This is a genomic window from Anaerovibrio lipolyticus LB2005 (assembly GCF_000621545.1).
Classification (GTDB): Bacteria; Bacillota; Negativicutes; order Selenomonadales; family Selenomonadaceae; genus Anaerovibrio; species Anaerovibrio lipolyticus_A.
The window spans coordinates 196,846-214,114 of the sequence record NZ_JHYA01000005.1; the positions used below are offsets into that span (position 1 = coordinate 196,846).

At 45.5% G+C, this 17,269-nt stretch carries 17 protein-coding genes and 1 pseudogene; 17 read left to right on the top strand and 1 reads right to left on the bottom strand.

From position 1 onward, the window contains the following. Positions 1-12: 12 nt before the first annotated feature. The 8 genes and pseudogenes from T355_RS0106405 (at position 13) to T355_RS0106440 (ending at position 8,153) form a co-directional block, all read left to right on the top strand. A complete protein-coding gene (locus tag T355_RS0106405; RefSeq protein WP_231482998.1) occupies positions 13-846 on the top strand; it encodes a putative hydro-lyase in 834 nt (277 codons plus the stop codon). 27 nt (positions 847-873) lie between these two features. Next, positions 874-1,773, top strand: a complete 900-nt coding sequence (locus T355_RS0106410; protein WP_027397041.1) for a DUF4392 domain-containing protein — start codon at positions 874-876, stop codon at positions 1,771-1,773. 293 nt (positions 1,774-2,066) lie between these two features. Beyond that, positions 2,067-2,357, top strand: a complete 291-nt coding sequence (gene gatC, locus T355_RS0106415) for an Asp-tRNA(Asn)/Glu-tRNA(Gln) amidotransferase subunit GatC (protein WP_027397042.1) — start codon at positions 2,067-2,069, stop codon at positions 2,355-2,357. A gap of 16 nt (positions 2,358-2,373) precedes the next feature. Continuing rightward, complete coding sequence (gene gatA, locus T355_RS0106420; protein WP_027397043.1) at positions 2,374-3,843, top strand: Asp-tRNA(Asn)/Glu-tRNA(Gln) amidotransferase subunit GatA; 1,470 nt, start codon at positions 2,374-2,376, stop codon at positions 3,841-3,843. Positions 3,844-3,845: 2 nt separating this feature from the next. Then, positions 3,846-5,288: an Asp-tRNA(Asn)/Glu-tRNA(Gln) amidotransferase subunit GatB gene (gatB, locus tag T355_RS0106425; RefSeq protein WP_027397044.1), complete on the top strand. Its 1,443-nt coding sequence runs from the start codon at positions 3,846-3,848 to the stop codon at positions 5,286-5,288. A 168-nt stretch (positions 5,289-5,456) separates the two neighbouring features. Further along, positions 5,457-6,122, top strand: coding sequence for an amino acid ABC transporter permease (locus tag T355_RS13785; protein WP_051555428.1), 666 nt, complete (start codon positions 5,457-5,459; stop codon positions 6,120-6,122). A gap of 6 nt (positions 6,123-6,128) precedes the next feature. After that, positions 6,129-6,848 (top strand): annotated as a pseudogene (locus T355_RS15465) (amino acid ABC transporter ATP-binding protein); the annotation flags it as partial. A 423-nt stretch (positions 6,849-7,271) separates the two neighbouring features. Beyond that, positions 7,272-8,153: a transporter substrate-binding domain-containing protein gene (locus tag T355_RS0106440; RefSeq protein ID WP_027397046.1), complete on the top strand. Its 882-nt coding sequence runs from the start codon at positions 7,272-7,274 to the stop codon at positions 8,151-8,153. 100 nt (positions 8,154-8,253) lie between these two features. On the opposite strand, the gene T355_RS0106445 is transcribed toward T355_RS0106440, so the two are convergent. Further along, on the bottom strand, positions 8,254-9,555 hold the full coding sequence (locus T355_RS0106445) for an NCS2 family permease (protein ID WP_027397047.1): 1,302 nt from the start codon (positions 9,553-9,555) through the stop codon (positions 8,254-8,256). A 292-nt stretch (positions 9,556-9,847) separates the two neighbouring features. Here T355_RS0106445 and T355_RS0106450 point away from each other — a divergent pair, with 292 nt between their 5' ends. From T355_RS0106450 to T355_RS0106490, 9 genes are all read left to right on the top strand, one after another. After that, positions 9,848-11,395, top strand: a complete 1,548-nt coding sequence (locus T355_RS0106450; protein ID WP_027397048.1) for an SLC13 family permease — start codon at positions 9,848-9,850, stop codon at positions 11,393-11,395. Between the two features lie 135 nt (positions 11,396-11,530). After that, positions 11,531-11,779 carry an IreB family regulatory phosphoprotein gene (locus T355_RS0106455; RefSeq protein ID WP_027397049.1) on the top strand — a complete coding sequence of 83 codons (249 nt, stop codon included), beginning with the start codon at positions 11,531-11,533 and terminating at the stop codon, positions 11,777-11,779. Then, positions 11,779-12,195: a Holliday junction resolvase RuvX gene (gene ruvX / locus T355_RS0106460; RefSeq protein WP_027397050.1), complete on the top strand. Its 417-nt coding sequence runs from the start codon at positions 11,779-11,781 to the stop codon at positions 12,193-12,195. Before T355_RS0106455 ends, ruvX begins: the two co-directional genes overlap by 1 nt. Positions 12,196-12,280: 85 nt before the next feature. Next, positions 12,281-12,598: a DUF1292 domain-containing protein gene (locus T355_RS0106465; protein WP_027397051.1), complete on the top strand. Its 318-nt coding sequence runs from the start codon at positions 12,281-12,283 to the stop codon at positions 12,596-12,598. Positions 12,599-12,745: 147 nt separating this feature from the next. Then, complete coding sequence (gene mltG, locus T355_RS0106470; RefSeq protein WP_081777628.1) at positions 12,746-13,846, top strand: endolytic transglycosylase MltG; 1,101 nt, start codon at positions 12,746-12,748, stop codon at positions 13,844-13,846. Continuing rightward, a complete protein-coding gene (locus tag T355_RS0106475) occupies positions 13,846-14,460 on the top strand; it encodes an O-methyltransferase (protein WP_027397053.1) in 615 nt (204 codons plus the stop codon). The genes mltG and T355_RS0106475 overlap by 1 nt, the downstream gene beginning before the upstream one ends. Then, entirely contained in the window at positions 14,457-15,677 is a 1,221-nt protein-coding gene (locus T355_RS0106480) for a peptidase U32 family protein (protein ID WP_081777629.1), read from the top strand. Before T355_RS0106475 ends, T355_RS0106480 begins: the two co-directional genes overlap by 4 nt. 16 nt (positions 15,678-15,693) lie before the next feature. Continuing rightward, positions 15,694-16,143 carry a type II 3-dehydroquinate dehydratase gene (gene aroQ / locus T355_RS0106485; protein WP_027397055.1) on the top strand — a complete coding sequence of 150 codons (450 nt, stop codon included), beginning with the start codon at positions 15,694-15,696 and terminating at the stop codon, positions 16,141-16,143. Positions 16,144-16,155: 12 nt separating this feature from the next. Then, a complete protein-coding gene (locus tag T355_RS0106490; protein ID WP_037329931.1) occupies positions 16,156-17,232 on the top strand; it encodes a M24 family metallopeptidase in 1,077 nt (358 codons plus the stop codon). The last annotated feature ends 37 nt before the right edge of the window (positions 17,233-17,269 follow it).

Sequence of the window (17,269 nt, forward strand, 5' to 3'; positions counted from 1 at the left end):
GAAGATAATCAAGTGAAAGCAAAAAGGGAGGCGGTTACGGTGTCGGAATATGGAGATATGCGTCCTGAGGACTTATGGATAAAAATAAGAAATGGGGAAATAACGGGCCAGACCTCTGGTATGGCCAATGGCTATGCCCAGGCCAATCTGGTAATATTGCCGGAAAAATACGCTGGGGATTTTGAGGAATTCGCCAGAAAAAATCCAAAGCCATGTCCGCTGCTGGAGGTAATTCACGGCAGTAAATTTGTGAAGGATATGGGTGAAGGCGCCAATATTCTTACAGATATACCGAAATATCGCATTTTTGAAAATGGAGTGCTTACCAAGGAGGTTACTGATGCCACCCCATATTGGCAGGATGATTTTGTGGTGTTCCTTATTGGTTGCAGCTTTTCCTTTGAGGAAGCTTTAATGGAGGCTCATATTGACATCCGTCATATATCCATGGGTTGCAACGTTCCCATGTTTAAGACCACCACCATGTGTGAGCCAGCGGGAATCTTTGAGGGTGAGCTGGTGGTGAGCATGCGGCCAATGACGGCCCAGAATGCCATGATAGCCGATGCCATAACCGGTCGTTTTCCTAATGTTCATGGTGCCCCAGTGAATATAGGGCATCCGGAAAAGCTGGGAATAAAGGATGTACTAAAGCCGGATTATGGTGACCCTGTATCCTTTAAGCCAGGTGAAATTCCTGTATTTTGGGCTTGCGGGGTAACCCCTCAGGCTGTGATTGAACATGCCAAGCTGCCATTGGTAATAACACATGCTCCTGGTTGCATGTTTATTACCAACAAGCTGAATAGTGAAATAAATGATTTTTTGGAAAGCAAGAAAAAATAAACAACAGCATTATGAGGAGTGAGCATCATGACTTTTTATGAGAAGCTGGACAGTATAATGAAGGAAGACCCGGGGAAGCGTGGTTTAATTCCCACCATGCCACCAAATCCCGTAAGGGAATTGGACAAGGCCCTGGACAGTATGGAAAGGGTTATACTTTTGACAGGCTTTCCCACCCGTCTGGGTGAAAATAAATGGATAGGAGAAACGGATGGCCCATTGGGGACAGCAAATATTGCCGTGGCCCTGGAGAAGCTGGGGATATCTGTTATGCCCATGACGGATAGTCAGGGGTACAGACCCTTTGAGGCGGCACTGAAAACCATTGGCTGTAAAACCCGTCCAACTCTTATTCCTTATGAAGAAACGGAAGCCTTTATTATTCGTTTGCTGAACAAGTTTAAACCCACCCATCTTATAACCCTTGAGCGGCCGGGGAAGGCCAAGGATGGGCATTATCATAATATGGGGGGCAAAATAATAGATGATATGCTGACGGATTGCTCCTGTATAATTGACGAAGCAAAAAAACGGGGAGTGATTACCATCTCCATTGGTGATGGCGGCAATGAAATCGGCATGGGAGCCCTGCGAGATGTTATTGAGGCCAAGGTGCCCCATGGAGTGGAAATCTGTGCCTCGGAGTGCGCCCAAATCCCCTTGGTATCAGGTGTATCCAACTGGTGGGGCTGGGGGATATGTGCCCTTCTCAGCCTAAAGCATGGGAAAAATCTCCTTTCGGACAAGGAAATGGAAAAGAAGCTCATTAAGGCCATTGTGGCCGCCGGCAGCGTGGATGGCTGCACCCGTCAAAATGGACCTACGGTGGACAGACTGCCTATGAGTGTGCATCTGGATATTTTGAAGAAGGTACAGACAATATTTAATGAAGAACACAAGATAAATGGACAGGTGACAGTTGGCTAGCGCAGTTGAACAGGTCACGTTAAGAAAATATTTTTTGCATTCCTGCATTAGCGATAAAAATTATCTGTTTGAGAGACGCGGAACCAGTTTTGTAATGGCGGAGCGAGTTATAATTTTTATCGCTATTTTATTTTCTGCAAAAAATAATTTTAGTGACGTGTTCTTGCGATAGCCAGCTATCACCTGCCCTAATTTTGTTTCAGCGGTTTAAATTAGCCTAATATTATGATATAATTGCTTCTGTGTGTAAACAATGAAATCTATATCAAATATATGATTTGGATGGTGATAAAATGAAGGTTACCAAGAAGGATATGGAAAATGTAGCAGTATTGTCCCGTCTGGATATTCCTGCTGACAAGGAGGCTCAGTACACCCAGCAGCTCAATGATGTGCTGGAGTATTTTGACAATCTGAGCGCCGTTAATACCGACGATATTAAGCCACTGGCCCATGTATTGCCTATCAGCAATGTGTTCCGTGAGGACGTGGTGAAGGAATCCCTTGATCGCGATTTGGCTTTGTCCAATGCGCCACTTAAGGAAGATGGCTATTTCAAGGTTCCAAAGGTATTGGAAGACTAAACTAGGAGGCAGCACTGTGAAATTATTTGAACAGCCAGCACATGTCCTGCATGACATGCTTGTTAATAAAGAAATAACCTCACTGGAGCTTACTGAAGCAGTTTTGGCCCGTATTGATGAGGTGGAGGGTGATGTTAAGGCTTATCTGACCATTACCCGTGACGAGGCTATTGCCCAGGCAAAGGCCGTAGATGAGAAGATTGCCAAGGGTGAGACCATTTCCTTCTTGGAAGGTATCCCTGGCGCCATTAAGGATAACATCTGCACCAAGGGTGTAAAGACTACCTGTGCATCCAAGATTCTGCAGAATTTCGTTGCTCCTTATGATGCAACCGTTATGACCAAGCTGAAGGCTCAGAACCCTGTTATTATTGGTAAGGCCAACATGGATGAGTTTGCCATGGGTGGTTCCACTGAGAATTCCGCTTTCCAGAAAACCGGCAATCCGTGGAATACTGAGTGTGTTCCTGGTGGTTCCTCCGGTGGTAGTGCCGCTGCTGTTGCTGCTGGTACTGCTGTATGGGCCCTGGGCTCCGATACTGGCGGATCCATCCGTCAGCCAGCATCCTTCTGCGGTGTTGTAGGTATGAAGCCAACCTATGGCCGTGTATCCCGTTATGGTCTGGTGGCTTATGCGTCCTCTTTGGACCAGATTGGACCTATAACCAAGGATGTTACTGACTGTGCTCATATCTTAAATATTATCTCCGGCCGTGATGAAATGGATTCCACCAGCGTAAATGAGGAAGTACCTGATTTTACAAAGGCTCTGGTGGAGGATGTTAAGGGCCTGAAGGTGGGTATTCCTAAGGAATACTTCGTAAAGGGCATGGACCCTGATGTGGAAAAGACCGTTCGTGAGGCTATTGATAAGCTGAAGGAGCTGGGTGCTGAAATCCTTGAGATTTCCCTGCCAAATACCGATTATGCTATTTCTACATATTATCTTATTTCCCCAGCTGAGGCTGCTACCAATCTTGCCCGCTATGACGGCGTAAGCTATGGTGAGCGTGCTGAGGATGCTGCTGATTTGGTTGAGATGATGACCAAGACCCGTACCCAGTATTTGGGTGAGGAGGTTAAGCGCCGTATTATGATTGGTAACTATGCCCTTAGTGCTGGTTACTATGATGCCTATTACTTGAAGGCCCTGAAGGTTCGTCGCCTTATTAAGGAGGACTTCGATAAGGCCTTTGAGCAGGTGGATGTAATTGTATGTCCTACTGCACCAACCCCTGCCTATAAGATTGGTGAGAAGATTTCCAACCCACTGGAAATGTATTTGCAGGATGCCTGCACGGTTCCTCTTAATCTTGCTGGTCTTCCTGGTATTTCCGTACCATGTGGTTACAGCTCCGACAATATGCCAATCGGTTTACAGATTATTGGTAAGGCCCTGGACGAGGAGACTATTCTCCGTGTGGCCTACACTTATGAGCAGAGTCAGTCATTCCATAATGACCGCGCTCAGTTGGGAGGTAACTAAGCATGAGCTACGAGGCAGTTATTGGACTTGAGATCCATAGTGAATTAAAAACTAATACCAAGATTTTCTGTGGCTGTGCTACTACCTTTGGCGCTGAGCACAACACCCATGTGTGCCCTGTATGTCTTGGTCTTCCAGGGGTATTGCCAACCCTTAACAAGCGGGTTCTGGAATTTGCCATTAAGGCAGGCTTGGCCCTGAATTGTGAGATTAATAAATTCTCCAAATTTGACCGTAAGAATTATTATTATCCTGACCTTCCAAAGAACTGGCAGACCTCTCAGTATGATTTGCCAATCTGCGAGAATGGTTATGTAGATATTACCAAGAGCAATGGTGAAACCAAGCGCATCCGCATCACCCGTATCCACATGGAGGAGGATGCCGGTAAGCTGGTTCATTCCGGCAACACCATTAAGGACTCCGATACATCAAATGTAGATTACAACCGTACTGGCGTACCTCTTATTGAGATCGTATCCGAGCCGGATATGTCTTCCCCTGAGGAAGCCCGCCTTTATATGGAGAAGGTTAAGTCCATTTTGCAGTACATTGATGTTTCCAACTGTAAGATGGAGGAGGGCAACCTCCGTGCTGACCTTAACGTATCCCTCCGTCCTGCTGGTAGTGATGTTCTTGGTACCCGTACTGAGATGAAGAACATTAACTCCTTCAAGGCTGTGGAAGAAGCCCTGACTTATGAAATCGAGCGTCAGGAGGAGGTTCTTGAGGATGGTGGTCACATCATTCAGGAGACCCGTACTTGGGACCCTGACCGCGGCATTACCCTTTCCATGCGCAGCAAGGAAAATGCCCATGACTACCGTTATATGCCAGAGCCGGATTTGGTGCCTATCATCACCACTGACGAGGAAATCGAGGCCTTCAGAAAGTCTCTGCCAGAGCTTCCAGATGCCCGTAAGGCCCGCCTGGAGGAGCAGTTTGGTCTGTCTGCATACGATGCCGGCATTATTACCAGCTCCCGTGAAATGGCTGAGTATTTTGATGCGGTTATTGAGACCGGTGCTGATGCCAAGCTGGCAGCAAACTGGATTATGGGAGATTTGTCCAAGAATCTGAATGCTGAGAGCCTGGAAATTTCTGATTCCCCAGTTGACGCAAAGCGTCTGGGTGAGATGATTGGTCTTATCAGCAAGGGAACTATTTCCTCCAAGATTGCCAAGAAGGTATTTGAGGAAATGTGGAAGAGTCCTGACAGTCCTGAGAAAATCGTTAAGGACAAGGGCCTGGTACAGATTACTGATACCAAGGCTATTGAGGAAATCGTTGATAAGGTTATCGAGGCGAACCAGAAGGCTGTTGAGGACTACAAGTCCGGCAACAAAAAGGCTATTGGCGCCCTCGTTGGTCAGGTCATGAAGCAGTCCAAGGGCAAAGCAAACCCACAGACTGTAAATCAGATTTTGGCCCAGAAGCTGGGATAAGTACATAGTGAATAATTAAACGGAGCTGTTTCTGTGTGGAGATAGCTTCGTTTTTTTGTTTTAGCCAAATTTTTGTCCATTTTAAAGGATTTACCATTTATTTGTCGAAAAATAATAAGGAAATAAAGTAAATTGAGAATAGAAAACAGATTGGAGGCATCATATATTATGGATACAATATATCAAATATTTATTGCCAACGGTGCCTTCGCTACTATCTGTAAGGGCCTTTGGGTAACGGTGGAAATCTCCTTGGCTGCCCTTGTATTGGGAACCTTGCTGGGGGCTGTGCTGTGCTTCTTCAGAATGGGAAAAAACAGTCCTATGCGATTTTTGACAGCAGGCTACATTGCTTTGGTACGAGGATGTCCAGTGCTGATGTTATTGATGCTGCTATTTTACGGCGTGTTGGCCCAAAGTGGACTTACACCAATAGTGGTGGCAATTCTTGCCTTTGCACTTCATACGGCGGCCCATGTGGCTGAACTGTTTCGTTCCTCCATTATGGCCACTGATTTTGGACAGGTGGAGGCAGCCAGAACCCTTGGTTTTTCCCGTATCCAGGCTTTTCGTCTGGTAACCCTGCCTCAGATGATGCACATTGCCAGACCAGTTTATCAGTCCACCATAGTGAACTTGATTCAATGGACCAGCGTAGTAGGCTATGTGACTATCACTGATCTTACCCGTGTTATTTATAATACGGCCTCCAGAACCATGCAACCAATGATAACTATACTTGGCGGAATGATTATCTATATTGCCATATCCTATTGCGTATATGGAATCTTCGCTTGGCTGGAATGGCGGGATAAGAGGGAGGTGGCGGAATAAATGGGCATTCTTGATGTAAAGGGCCTGTCCAAAGCCTTTGGGGATTTACAGGTGTTAAACAATGTTGACCTCAGTGTTCAGGAGGGAGAGCGGATTGCCATTATCGGGGCCTCTGGCTGTGGTAAAAGCGTTTTCCTGCGTTGCTTGAATCTTTTAGAGGTACCGGATGAAGGTCATATAACCATTGATGGTGAGGAAATTACAGCCAAGGGAGCTAATATTGACCTTATTCGCCGTCAGATGGGTATGGTATTCCAGAAATTTCATCTCTTTTCCCATTACAATGTGATGGATAATTTGTGCTTGGCACCAACCTATCTTTTAGGTATGGACCGTCAGACGGCGGAGAAAAAGGCTATGTCCTTGCTGTCTCAGGTGGGGTTGGCCTCCAAGGCAAAGGTATATCCTACAGTTTTGTCAGGTGGTCAGCAACAGCGTATTGCCATTTGTCGTGCTCTTATGATGGAGCCAAAGGTGTTGCTGTTGGATGAGCCTACCAGTGCCTTGGATCCTACGATGGTAGGCGAGGTGTTGGCGGTTATTCGGATGCTGGCAAAGAAAAAACTGACCATGATTATCGTTACCCATGAAATGAAATTTGCTCAGGAAGTGGCAAATCGCGTATTGTTTTTTGCTGATCATGGGATATATGAGCAGGGCCCGCCGGAGGAGATTTTCAATTCTCCAAAGAGGGAAAAAACCATTTCCTTTATACGCAAGCATACATTCTTCAGTTATGAAATTTCCAAACGGTCGGAGTTTGACCTGATGAAGCTCCAGGGGGGAATTTGGAGCTTTGCGGAAAAATACGGTATAAATGATAAGCATACTTATTTGCTCCAGCTTTCCAGCGAGGAGCTGATATATGAATTTTTCCATGGCAGCTTTGCCGACGATGAGGAGGTGGACCTTAAGCTGGATGTGACTTATGCTCAAGCCATGGATCGCATCATCTTGGAAGTTGTTAGCGGTGGTGCTGCCTACGACCCGATTTTGGCTGAAAGTCAGGATGAGGATGGTATGGAGCATATTGGTATCACCCTGTTGAAAAAACGGGTATCCAGTATTTCTTACACCCACGAGGGTGGAAAGAACCGGGTGCGTGTTGAAGTTGCAGGAAATTAATTTGAGATTGAGGAGGAAAGAAAAATGAATTGGAAAAAAGCGGCTACAATTTTATTAGGTTGTGCCCTGGTAGGGGCCGTTCTGGTGGGATGCGGTGGCCAACAGGCTGCCCAAAAGGATAATAATCAGGATGGGAAAAATATTGTCAAGGTTGGCTTGCTGACAAGACAAAATCTTAGCGAAGATAAGCTGAATAGTTTATTAAAGGAAAAAGAGTCATCCGGTCAGGCAATGATAGTTACTTATTATGATAATCTTTCCGCTATGCAGATGGGCTTGGATGCCGGTAACATTCAGTCCATGAGAATTTATAAGAGTGTGGCAACTTATTTGACAGACCGCAATAATAATTTGGTAGTAAAGGAAGTTGCTGATCATCCAATGGATGAATTCTGCTTTGGTGTCAGAAAAGAGGATGAAAAATTACAGGCTGATTTGAATCGGGTTATCGCTGATATGAAGGCCGATGGCACCTTAGAAAAGCTGTCCAAGGAATATGTTACCGCGCTGAAGAAGGGTGAGGAGCCACCTGCAGTAACCTTGCCATTCCAGCCAGGGGATGTTCCTTTGAGAATCGCTGTAACTGGTGATTTACCTCCACTTGATTTAGTTAAGGCTGATGGAAGTGCCGCAGGCTTTAACACAGCTATTTTGGCTGAAATCGGTAAACGACTGAGATGCAGCATTGAAGTAGTACAGGTTGCCAGTGGCGGCAGAGCTGCTACCCTGACCTCCAAGAAGGCCGATGTGGTATTCTGGACCGTTGTTCCTGTTGAAAAGAAGGCTAACAATGAGGCTGTTGGTATTAAAGGGTTGTTTATGCCACGCGATGCCGATGTTCCAGAGGGTATGGCTTTGACAGATTCCTATTTTAGTGATGAAGTCGTTGATGTAGCAAAGAAATAAAATTTATTAAAGATAAAAAACGGGGCTGCTTATTTCAATATAAGCAGCTCCGCTTTTAGTTTGTGGTTATTTATCTGTTATCAATTAACGTGTTAGTTACTTACAGTATATGCAAGAAGTCCAACAGGAACCAAATGCTGAACAGATACAGTAATGGATGAATCTCCTTGCGCTTGCCGGCAGCAATGGTAATGGCAACATAGCTTATCATACCGAAGGCAACACCGTTAGTGATGCTGTAGGTGAGGGGCATCATAATGCAGGCCAGAACAGATGGATAAAGGGTTCGTTTTTCCTCCCAGTCAAGGGTACTGATTTCACTGAACATCTGAATACCAGCAATAATAAGCACTGGTGAAGTTATGGCTGGAACAGAGGCTATGGCCTGGGCCAGCGGGAAGATAAAAAGCAGTGACAGGAACAAAATACCAGTAGTTACTGCCGCCAGACCAGTACGGGCGCCCGCCATAACACCAGCGGAGGACTCAGCAAAGCTGGAGCAGGGACCAGTTCCCAGTAAGGTACCCCAGAAGCTGGCAAAGGCATCTGCCATGAGGGCATTGCGTAAATGAGGAAATACTCCGTTTTTTACAATTTTTGCCTGTTTGCCCACACCTATCATGGTGCCGGTGGTATCAAACATGGTTACCAGCAGAATGACCATTACAATAGGAATCATTTCATGTATATGGTCAAATTCCAGCCCACCAACGGTGGAGCCAATGTCTGATGGTAGTGAGATTAGCTCTGAAGGTAGTTGCAGCATCCCCAGCATCCAGGCAGCTATGGCCATAATTACCATACCCACAAGCATAGAGGCAGGAACATTTAAAATAGATAATATAAGACAAAGAACAACACCAATGGCAGTGAGGGCAGTGCCATAATTCGTAAGACTCCCCATGGTCACGAAGGTGTCCGGACTGTCCACCACCAGTCCGCCACTTTTCAATCCGATAAAGGTAACAAACAGCCCTATACCGGCAGTAATACCGATTTTCAGACATTCGGGAATGGAATTAATAAGCTGTTCCCGGAAGGATGTGAGGCTTAAAACCAAAAATATGGCAGATGCCACAAAACAGCAGCCTAAGGCGTCCTGCCAGCTGTATCCCATGGACACAACCACTGTATAGACAACATAAGCATTTATGCCAAGACCGGGTGCAATAACTATAGGATAATTGGCCATCATACCCATATAAAAGCAGCCAATGGCGGTAGCACATATAGTTGCCAGGAATACACCACCAAAATTCATACCGGCGTGTTCAAAGAGGGCCGGATTTACCACTATAATGTACATTATGGCGAAAAAATTAAGAAGACCACATAACAATTCAGTCTTTATGGAAGAATTTCGCTGTTCAATTTGGAAATGACGCAAAACAAAGTCCTTCATACTGTATCAATCCCTTCTGAGTAAAGGCTCATCCCTAAATTACAAGAGATGAAGTATATATTTTTATCTCTACATTATTTGTACTATATTACTATTTATACTATGTTATATTTGATTATGTCAAATGGTTTTAGCTTTTTTGTTATTGTACTTTAACTTTTCTTGATTATATTTAAGATAAAATTTATTTTTTTATTTTTTTTAATAATTTTGTAGGGATAAAAGAATTAATGTCGAATACACTTCAGTATATGATGTATGATGAATTATATATATAAAGGAGTGTGAAGCGATGCGAAAACTTAGTCAGGAAGCCCTGGAAATAAAAAGGGCAGAGCAGGCCTTCGACCGAAAGCGAAAGACTATCGGTATGTTTGGCGCCCCCATATTGGCTATCTTAATTTTTTTTACGCCAATAGACGGGTTGACTGTGGAAGCACATAAGCTGCTTTCCATAATGGTATTGGTTTCTTTGTGGTGGATTACAGAACCGGTTCCAATCCCAGTTACTTCTCTTATCGGCCCCGTGTTGGCTGTTATCACGGGCGTGGTTAAGGCCTCAGATGCCTTTGCTGCCTTTGCGAATCCTATGATTTTCCTTTTCATGGGTGGATTTATTCTGGCCAAGGCAATGATGCTTCACGGACTGGATAAAAGATTTTCCTATTGGCTGTTGTCCATGTCCTGGGTGGGCTCAAACCCACGAAGGATTTTTTTGGCTATTGGTCTTGCTGCAGCCCTTTGTTCCGGCTGGGTCAGCAATACCGCCACTGCAGCCATGATGTTGCCAATTTGTTTGGGCCTCTTGGGTGCCATTAAGGATATGATGGCGGCCAACGGAAAGGATATTGATTTATCAGATTATAAATATGCTACAGGACTTATGCTTATGACGGCCTATGCGGCTTCCATCGGTGGTGTGCTTACCCCTATCGGAACTCCGCCAAACCTGATTATGTTGGGTTTCTTGGATCAGATGGCCAATATTCACATTTCCTTCTTTGAGTGGATGACTTGGGGCTTTATAGCCATGGTGGTATACTTTGTCATTGCTTATGCGGTGCTGATGAAGCTGTTCCCACCTGATGTGGACAAGATTGAGGGCGCAGAGGAATTTATTGCCCAGCGTATTCGTGAGCTGGGTGACTGGACCAGAGCCCAGAAAAATACTCTGTTTTGCTTTATTGTGGCAGTAATACTGTGGGTTACCCCTGGTATATTAAGCATTGCCTTGGGTACCACCTCACCTGTCCTTACAATGTATAACAGATTGTTCCCAGAGGCCATTGCGGCCATGGCAGGAGCCTTGCTGCTCTTTGTTATACCTGTGGATTTTAGTGAAAGAAAGTTCACTATTAAATGGGAAGAAGCCAAAGAAGGCATTGAGTGGGGTACTCTTATCCTCTTTGGTGGCGGTCTTGCCATGGGTTCCATGATGTACAAGACAGGCCTTTCCTCCTGGATTGGTGATTTGATTATCGGCGGACTGGGTGGCTCCATTTCCCAGGTAACCATGGTGGCTATCTTCTCCGTATTGGCATTGATGCTGGCGGAGCTTACTTCCCATACGGCTGCTACTAATATGATTGGTCCTTTGGCCATTACTGCAGCCATGTCAGCTGGACTTAGCCCGGTTCCGGTTTCCGTTGGTATAGCTTTAGCAGCCTCTTTGGGCTTTATGCTTCCGGTCTCCACGCCGCCAAATGCCATTGTATATGCCACGGGCTACATTCCAATTACCAAGATGCTGCGTACTGGTATAATTATCGATTTTGTCGGTATCGCATTTGTAACCATTCCGCTGGTAGTTTATTTTGTAACCTGGATAGTGGGAATTTAATTTACAGCAGATAAATAATTAGGCATATTACCAATATCAGAGAATGAGCTTCAGCTTTATGGGGCTCATTCTTTTAATTTTCAGATTCATGTGTTAAACTATAACCATGAATGAAACATAATCGGAGGTGCTAATATGGTTAGTGAAGAAACTATGATGTTCCGCTTTGGTGCAGATGAGAATAAGGCAGAGAATATTATAAAGAGCACATGCTCATCCATGGAAAAGAAGGGCTATAACCCAATCAATCAGCTGGTGGGTTATCTTTTGTCCGGAGATCCAACCTATGTTACCAGCTTTGAGGATGCCCGCAAGAAGATTCGCACTCTGGAGCGGGATGAGATTTTGGAAGAATTAATCAGATCATATTTGGAGAAGAAATAATGGAAAGAGCTTTGGCCCTTGATGTGGGAGATAGAACTATAGGAATAGCTGTCAGCGATCTTTTGGGAATGACTGCCCAGGGTGTGGAAACCATTCGCAGGACAACCATGGAGGATGATATTAACCGTATCAAGGAACTGACGGCAGAGTACGAAACCACCAAAATGGTGGTGGGTTATCCCCGCAATATGAATGGCACCGAGGGTCCCCGTTGTGAGTTTGTAAAGGAATTCTGTGAGGAGCTCAAGAAAGCTATCCCGGATGCCAATATTATTCTTTGGGATGAGCGATTATCTACTGTGGCGGCTACCCGTTCCCTTATTGAGGCTGATGTAAGCCGTAAGAAGCGCAAGAAGGTTATCGATAAGATGGCGGCGGTATTTATTCTGCAGGGGTGGCTTGACAGTAATGGTTGACAATGGTAGTCCTATAGGGTAAAATCCCATTGGTTACTAAGTTAATTCATGGCCTTAGGGTCATGTGCCTAAAAAGGAGAAAAGCATGGCAGATAATAAGAATGTACCTGAAGAAGATTATATGGATGATGATATTATTGTTACCTTTCAGGATGATGAGGGTAATGAGCGTTATTTCGCAGAGGAAATGCGTATTCCTTTAAATGGTGCTGAATATGCACTGCTGGTGGGCCTCAATGTGGAGGAAGACGAGGACTTTGACGAGGAAGAAAATGTTACCATCGCCAAGATCGTAAAGGACGAGAATGGCGAGGACGAGTACATTGTGGATTTCCCTGAGGAAGAGTTCGATGCTGTTGTAGTTGAGTACAACAAGATTATGGACGAGGCAGAGGCTGAATAATCTTCGTGAATTAAGGGCGGTTGCTTTTGAAGCAGCCGTCTTTTTTGTGGCAAAAATCTGTCTTTATTTTTGTGCTTTGCTATGGACTATGATATTATATTACTATCTGTAACTATGGATATATGAAAAGATTATGGGGTGAACACTGTGGATTTTAAGAATCTGAAGGATTCATTAAAAGACATCGTAACTGAAAGTATTTCTTATGATGCCAAGGCAAGTGAGGAAGAAATAAAAAAGAAAAAGAGAAATATCATCATAGCTGTTTCCGGCCTTATGGTGGTATTTGTTTTGTTTTTTGGAATAATGCTCTTTTCCTTTAAACTGGGCAGTCCAATGAACATGGATGGCAAAAAGGATTTGGTCTATGTCCATGTGGCCAAGGGCATGAGTAGCGCCGATATAGGCAAGGAGCTGGAAAAGAAGGGCGTTATCACCTCCACCACCAAGTTTTGGATTGCCACAAAATTAAATGGGGCTGATTCAAAGTTCAAGGTGGGAACCTTTGCCCTTGCCAAGAATATGAGTGCGGCGGATGCCCTGTCGGTTCTTATTAACGGAAATACTGTGGCTGTGCGGGTAACCATTCCTGAGGGCTATGGGGTAAAGGAAATTGCCAAGCGCCTTGATGAATATGGCGTTTGCAGTGAAAGGGAATTTTTGGAGCTGGCCAAGGATTATGCTCCTTATGATTATATGGAAAAGCATAAGAATACCGTTTACCGGGTGGAGGGCTTCCTGTTCCCGGATACATACGATTTTGCCAGTGACGCCACTGCCAAGGACGTTATGAATCGCATGATAGACGAGTTTGATAACAAGCTCACTGCAGATATGAGAAAAGAGGCAGCAGCCAGGGATATTTCTATTTATGATCTGGTTACCATGGCTTCCCTTGTCGAAAAGGAAGCTCGCTATGAGGAGGACATGCCTATTATTTCCCAGGTGCTGTGGAAGCGTCTGAATATCTCCATGCCTCTCCAGAGTGATGCCACCCTTCAGTATGTAATGGCGGAAATCAAGGAGGATGTATCCATTGCGGATACCAAGATAGATTCACCATATAATTCCTATCAGAACTACGGCTTACCACCTGGACCTATAGCCAGCCCGGGGCTGAAGGCCTTGAAGTCTGCCCTTAGACCTGCGTCTACTGATTATCTCTATTTTGTGGCTGACAGACAGGGTAAAAACTATTACAGCAATACCTATGATGAGCATCTGGCCATCGTGTCGGAGGTTCGTTAATGGAGAAATTTGAGGCTTTAATTGGGGAAATGGAGGAATACGGCCGCAGTAATCACGTTCCCATTATAAATGAAAAGGGAATGCCGGTACTGCTGGAGGTGGTTCGTCAAAAGAAGCCCCACCGTGTACTGGAAATCGGTACGGCCATCGGCTATTCGGCGTTGCTGATTGCCCATAATTCCGCAGAGGATGTGGAAATAGATACTCTGGAGATTTCCCAGGAGCGGGCAGATACAGCCAGAGCCTATATAGACAGATCTGCTTATAGGGATCGCATCAGAATACATATCGGGGATGCAGGGGAGAATATATTGAAGCTCTCCGGTAAGTATGATTTTGTGTTTATTGATGCTGCCAAGGGACAATATCCGGATTATTTCCGTAAGATATATCCCCTTTTGACAGAGGATGCCATGGTGCTGGCAGATAACGTGCTGTTTCGTGGATATGTGCGGGGTGGTGCTGAGTGTCCCCGTCGGTTTAAGACCATAGTGAAAAGGCTGCGGGAGTACATTTCCCTGGTCAGTGATAATAATGAATTTGAAACTGTAATTCGTGAGGACGGCGACGGTCTGGCAGTAAGCCAGCGGTTGCCCAAGGAGAACAATAGATGATAAAAAAGCCTGAATTACTGGCCCCCGCCGGTAATATGGAAAAACTAAAAATGGCCCTGATATATGGTGCTGATGCCGTATATCTGGGAGGCAAGGCCTTTGGACTTAGGGCCTTTGGAGGCAACTTCGACTATGATGAGCTGAAGGAGGCTGTGGACTTTGCCCACAAGCTGGGGAGAAAGGTATATGTCACTGTAAATATCTTTCCCCATAACAGTGATATGGAAAAGCTGCCGGAGTATTTGGCATACCTTAATGAGATAAAGGTTGATGCCATGCTTATAGCTGATTTGGGGATTTTCACACTGGCCAAGAAGTACGCACCAGATACGGATATTCACATCAGTACCCAGGCCAACAATACCAACTGGGTAACTGTAAACACCTGGGCGGATATGGGAGCTTCCCGTGTGGTGCTGGCCAGAGAAATGTCCTTGGGGGAAATCAGAACAATTCGCGAAAAATGCTCTGTGGAGCTGGAGATGTTCGTTCATGGTGCCATGTGTATTTCATATTCTGGCCGTTGTCTTATGAGCAACTATATGACGGGCCGTGATGCCAACCGTGGCAGCTGCGCCCAGGCCTGCCGTTGGAAATATGCTCTGGTGGAGGAAAAGCGTCCCGGCCAGTATTTTCCTATTGAGGAGGATGACAGAGGCACTTATTTCTTTAATTCCAAGGATATGTGTCTGCTGCCTCATATTGGGGATGTTATTGACAGCGGTGTGGACAGCCTGAAAATCGAGGGCCGCATGAAAAGCGTTCATTATGCCGCCAGCATCGTTAAGGCCTATCGGGCTGCCATTGACAGCTATTGTGAGGACCCGGAGCATTTTGAGCTGAAGCAGGAGTGGATTGATGAGCTGGGAAAGGTGTCTCATCGTCAGTACACCACCGGCTTTTACTATAACAAGCCAACGGAGGATGACCAGATTTACGGCACCACCTCCTATGAACAGACCTCAGATTTTGTGGGGCTGGTTCTTTCCTACGATGAGGCCACCGGCTATGCCATGGTGGAGCAGCGCAACAATATGAAGAAGGGGCAGGAAATCGAGGTATTTCAGCCCAACCTTCCAGGCTATCGCATGATTTTGGATGAGATGTATAATGATGAAGGGGAGCTCATTGACGTGGCACCTCACCCACAGCAGCTGGTGAAAATGAAAATGGCCCAGCCAGTGGAGCCATATACTATTTTGCGCCGGGATATATAAAAAGGAGTATGATGAAATGGGTAAAGTTCTTGTAATTCACGGACCAAATCTTAATCTGTTAGGCACCAGGGAACCGGAAATTTACGGCTATGAAACCTTGGCGGACATTAATGATATGCTGCAGAAGCAGGCGGCAGCTGACGGGGTACCCGCTGATTTCTTCCAGTCTAACCACGAGGGAGACATTGTGGACACCATCCAGCAGGCACCAGCCAAGGGCTATAATTTCATTATCTTAAATGCCGGGGCCTTTACCCATTACAGCATTGCTATCCGGGATGCCATTGCGGCCATTAATGTACCAGTCATTGAGGTTCATCTTTCCAATGTTCATACCCGTGAGGAATTTCGCCACAAGTCTGTAATTGCACCGGTGGTAATGGGGCAGATTCTTGGCTTTGGGGTGGACAGCTACTTTGCCGCCATGGCGGTGGTGCTGAGAAAAATCAAACAAAGACTTAATTAGGAAGTGTTTTTTGTGGCTAAGGATAGAATTAGGGCACTTAGAGATTATATAAAGGACAAGGGCTTGGATGGAGTCCTTATAAGCAAGGAGGAAAACCTCCATTATTTTAGTGGCTTCACCGGTGATGATACCATGCTGGTGGTTTCTTCTGATGATGCGGTTATAGTAACGGATTTTCGCTATGTGGAGCAGGCTGCTAATGAGGCTCCTGACTACAGAATTGCCAAGCAGGAAAAGGGCCTTTTGCTGAGAGTATCCGAGGTAATCAAGGAACTGGGTATTAAGAAAATTGGTTTTGAAGGCGCCTCCTTGGTAGTTGATTGGTACGAAAAAATCAAAGAGCAGGTGGGAGATGGGGTTTCGCTGAGTTCCTTGGAGCTTAACAGCCTCCGCCAGATAAAGGACCAGCAGGAGCTGCAGTACATCAGAAAGGCTGTAGCCATTAGTGATAAGGCCTTTGAGGATATTATTACCTTTATTAAGCCCGGCGTAACTGAAAATCAGGTGGCAGCCCGTCTTGAAGGTGTTATGCGATCCTTGGGATCCCAACGGCCTGCATTTACTACCATTGTGGCCTCTGGCAAAAGGGGAAGTCTTCCCCATGGAACTGCAACAGAAAAGTTGATTAATGCAGGGGAATTTGTTACAATGGACTATGGTGCTGTGTATGAGGGGTATCACTCCGATATTACCCGTACCATTTGCGTTGGTCATGCAGATTCCAAGCAGCGTGATGTATACGATGCTGTGCTTCAGGCTCAGCTATTGGGCTTGTCCCTGGTGAGACCTGGAGCATCAGGGAAATCTGTGGATGGTGAGGTCAGAAAATATCTTCACGAAAGAGGATATGCAGAATATTTTGGCCACGGTCTGGGACATAGTCTGGGGCTGGAGATTCATGAGGCACCTACACTTTCACCGCGAAGCACCTGTGAGGCCTTGCAGCCCAACACACTTATTACAGTGGAGCCGGGGGTATATATTCCCAATTGGGGCGGGGTCCGCATAGAGGATACAGTGCTGGTTACAGACACATCAAATGATGTGCTTACATCATCTTCTAAAGAGCTAATGGAGCTTACATTTTAATTATATTTGAGGATGTATAGCTTAGCCTTGGGATGAG

Bases quoted from the DNA above. Each gene is read 5' to 3' on its own strand.
- T355_RS0106410 (WP_027397041.1), top strand. From the start codon at position 874: ATGACTTTTTATGAGAAGCTGGACAGTATAATGAAGGAAGACCCGGGG.
- gatC (WP_027397042.1), top strand. From the start codon at position 2,067: ATGAAGGTTACCAAGAAGGATATGGAAAATGTAGCAGTATTGTCCCGT.
- gatB (WP_027397044.1), top strand. From the start codon at position 3,846: ATGAGCTACGAGGCAGTTATTGGACTTGAGATCCATAGTGAATTAAAA.
- T355_RS13785 (WP_051555428.1), top strand. From the start codon at position 5,457: ATGGATACAATATATCAAATATTTATTGCCAACGGTGCCTTCGCTACT.
- T355_RS0106440 (WP_027397046.1), top strand. From the start codon at position 7,272: ATGAATTGGAAAAAAGCGGCTACAATTTTATTAGGTTGTGCCCTGGTA.
- T355_RS0106445 (WP_027397047.1), bottom strand. From the start codon at position 9,555: ATGAAGGACTTTGTTTTGCGTCATTTCCAAATTGAACAGCGAAATTCT.
- T355_RS0106450 (WP_027397048.1), top strand. From the start codon at position 9,848: ATGCGAAAACTTAGTCAGGAAGCCCTGGAAATAAAAAGGGCAGAGCAG.
- T355_RS0106455 (WP_027397049.1), top strand. From the start codon at position 11,531: ATGGTTAGTGAAGAAACTATGATGTTCCGCTTTGGTGCAGATGAGAAT.
- ruvX (WP_027397050.1), top strand. From the start codon at position 11,779: ATGGAAAGAGCTTTGGCCCTTGATGTGGGAGATAGAACTATAGGAATA.
- T355_RS0106465 (WP_027397051.1), top strand. From the start codon at position 12,281: ATGGCAGATAATAAGAATGTACCTGAAGAAGATTATATGGATGATGAT.
- T355_RS0106475 (WP_027397053.1), top strand. From the start codon at position 13,846: ATGGAGAAATTTGAGGCTTTAATTGGGGAAATGGAGGAATACGGCCGC.
- T355_RS0106480 (WP_081777629.1), top strand. From the start codon at position 14,457: ATGATAAAAAAGCCTGAATTACTGGCCCCCGCCGGTAATATGGAAAAA.
- aroQ (WP_027397055.1), top strand. From the start codon at position 15,694: ATGGGTAAAGTTCTTGTAATTCACGGACCAAATCTTAATCTGTTAGGC.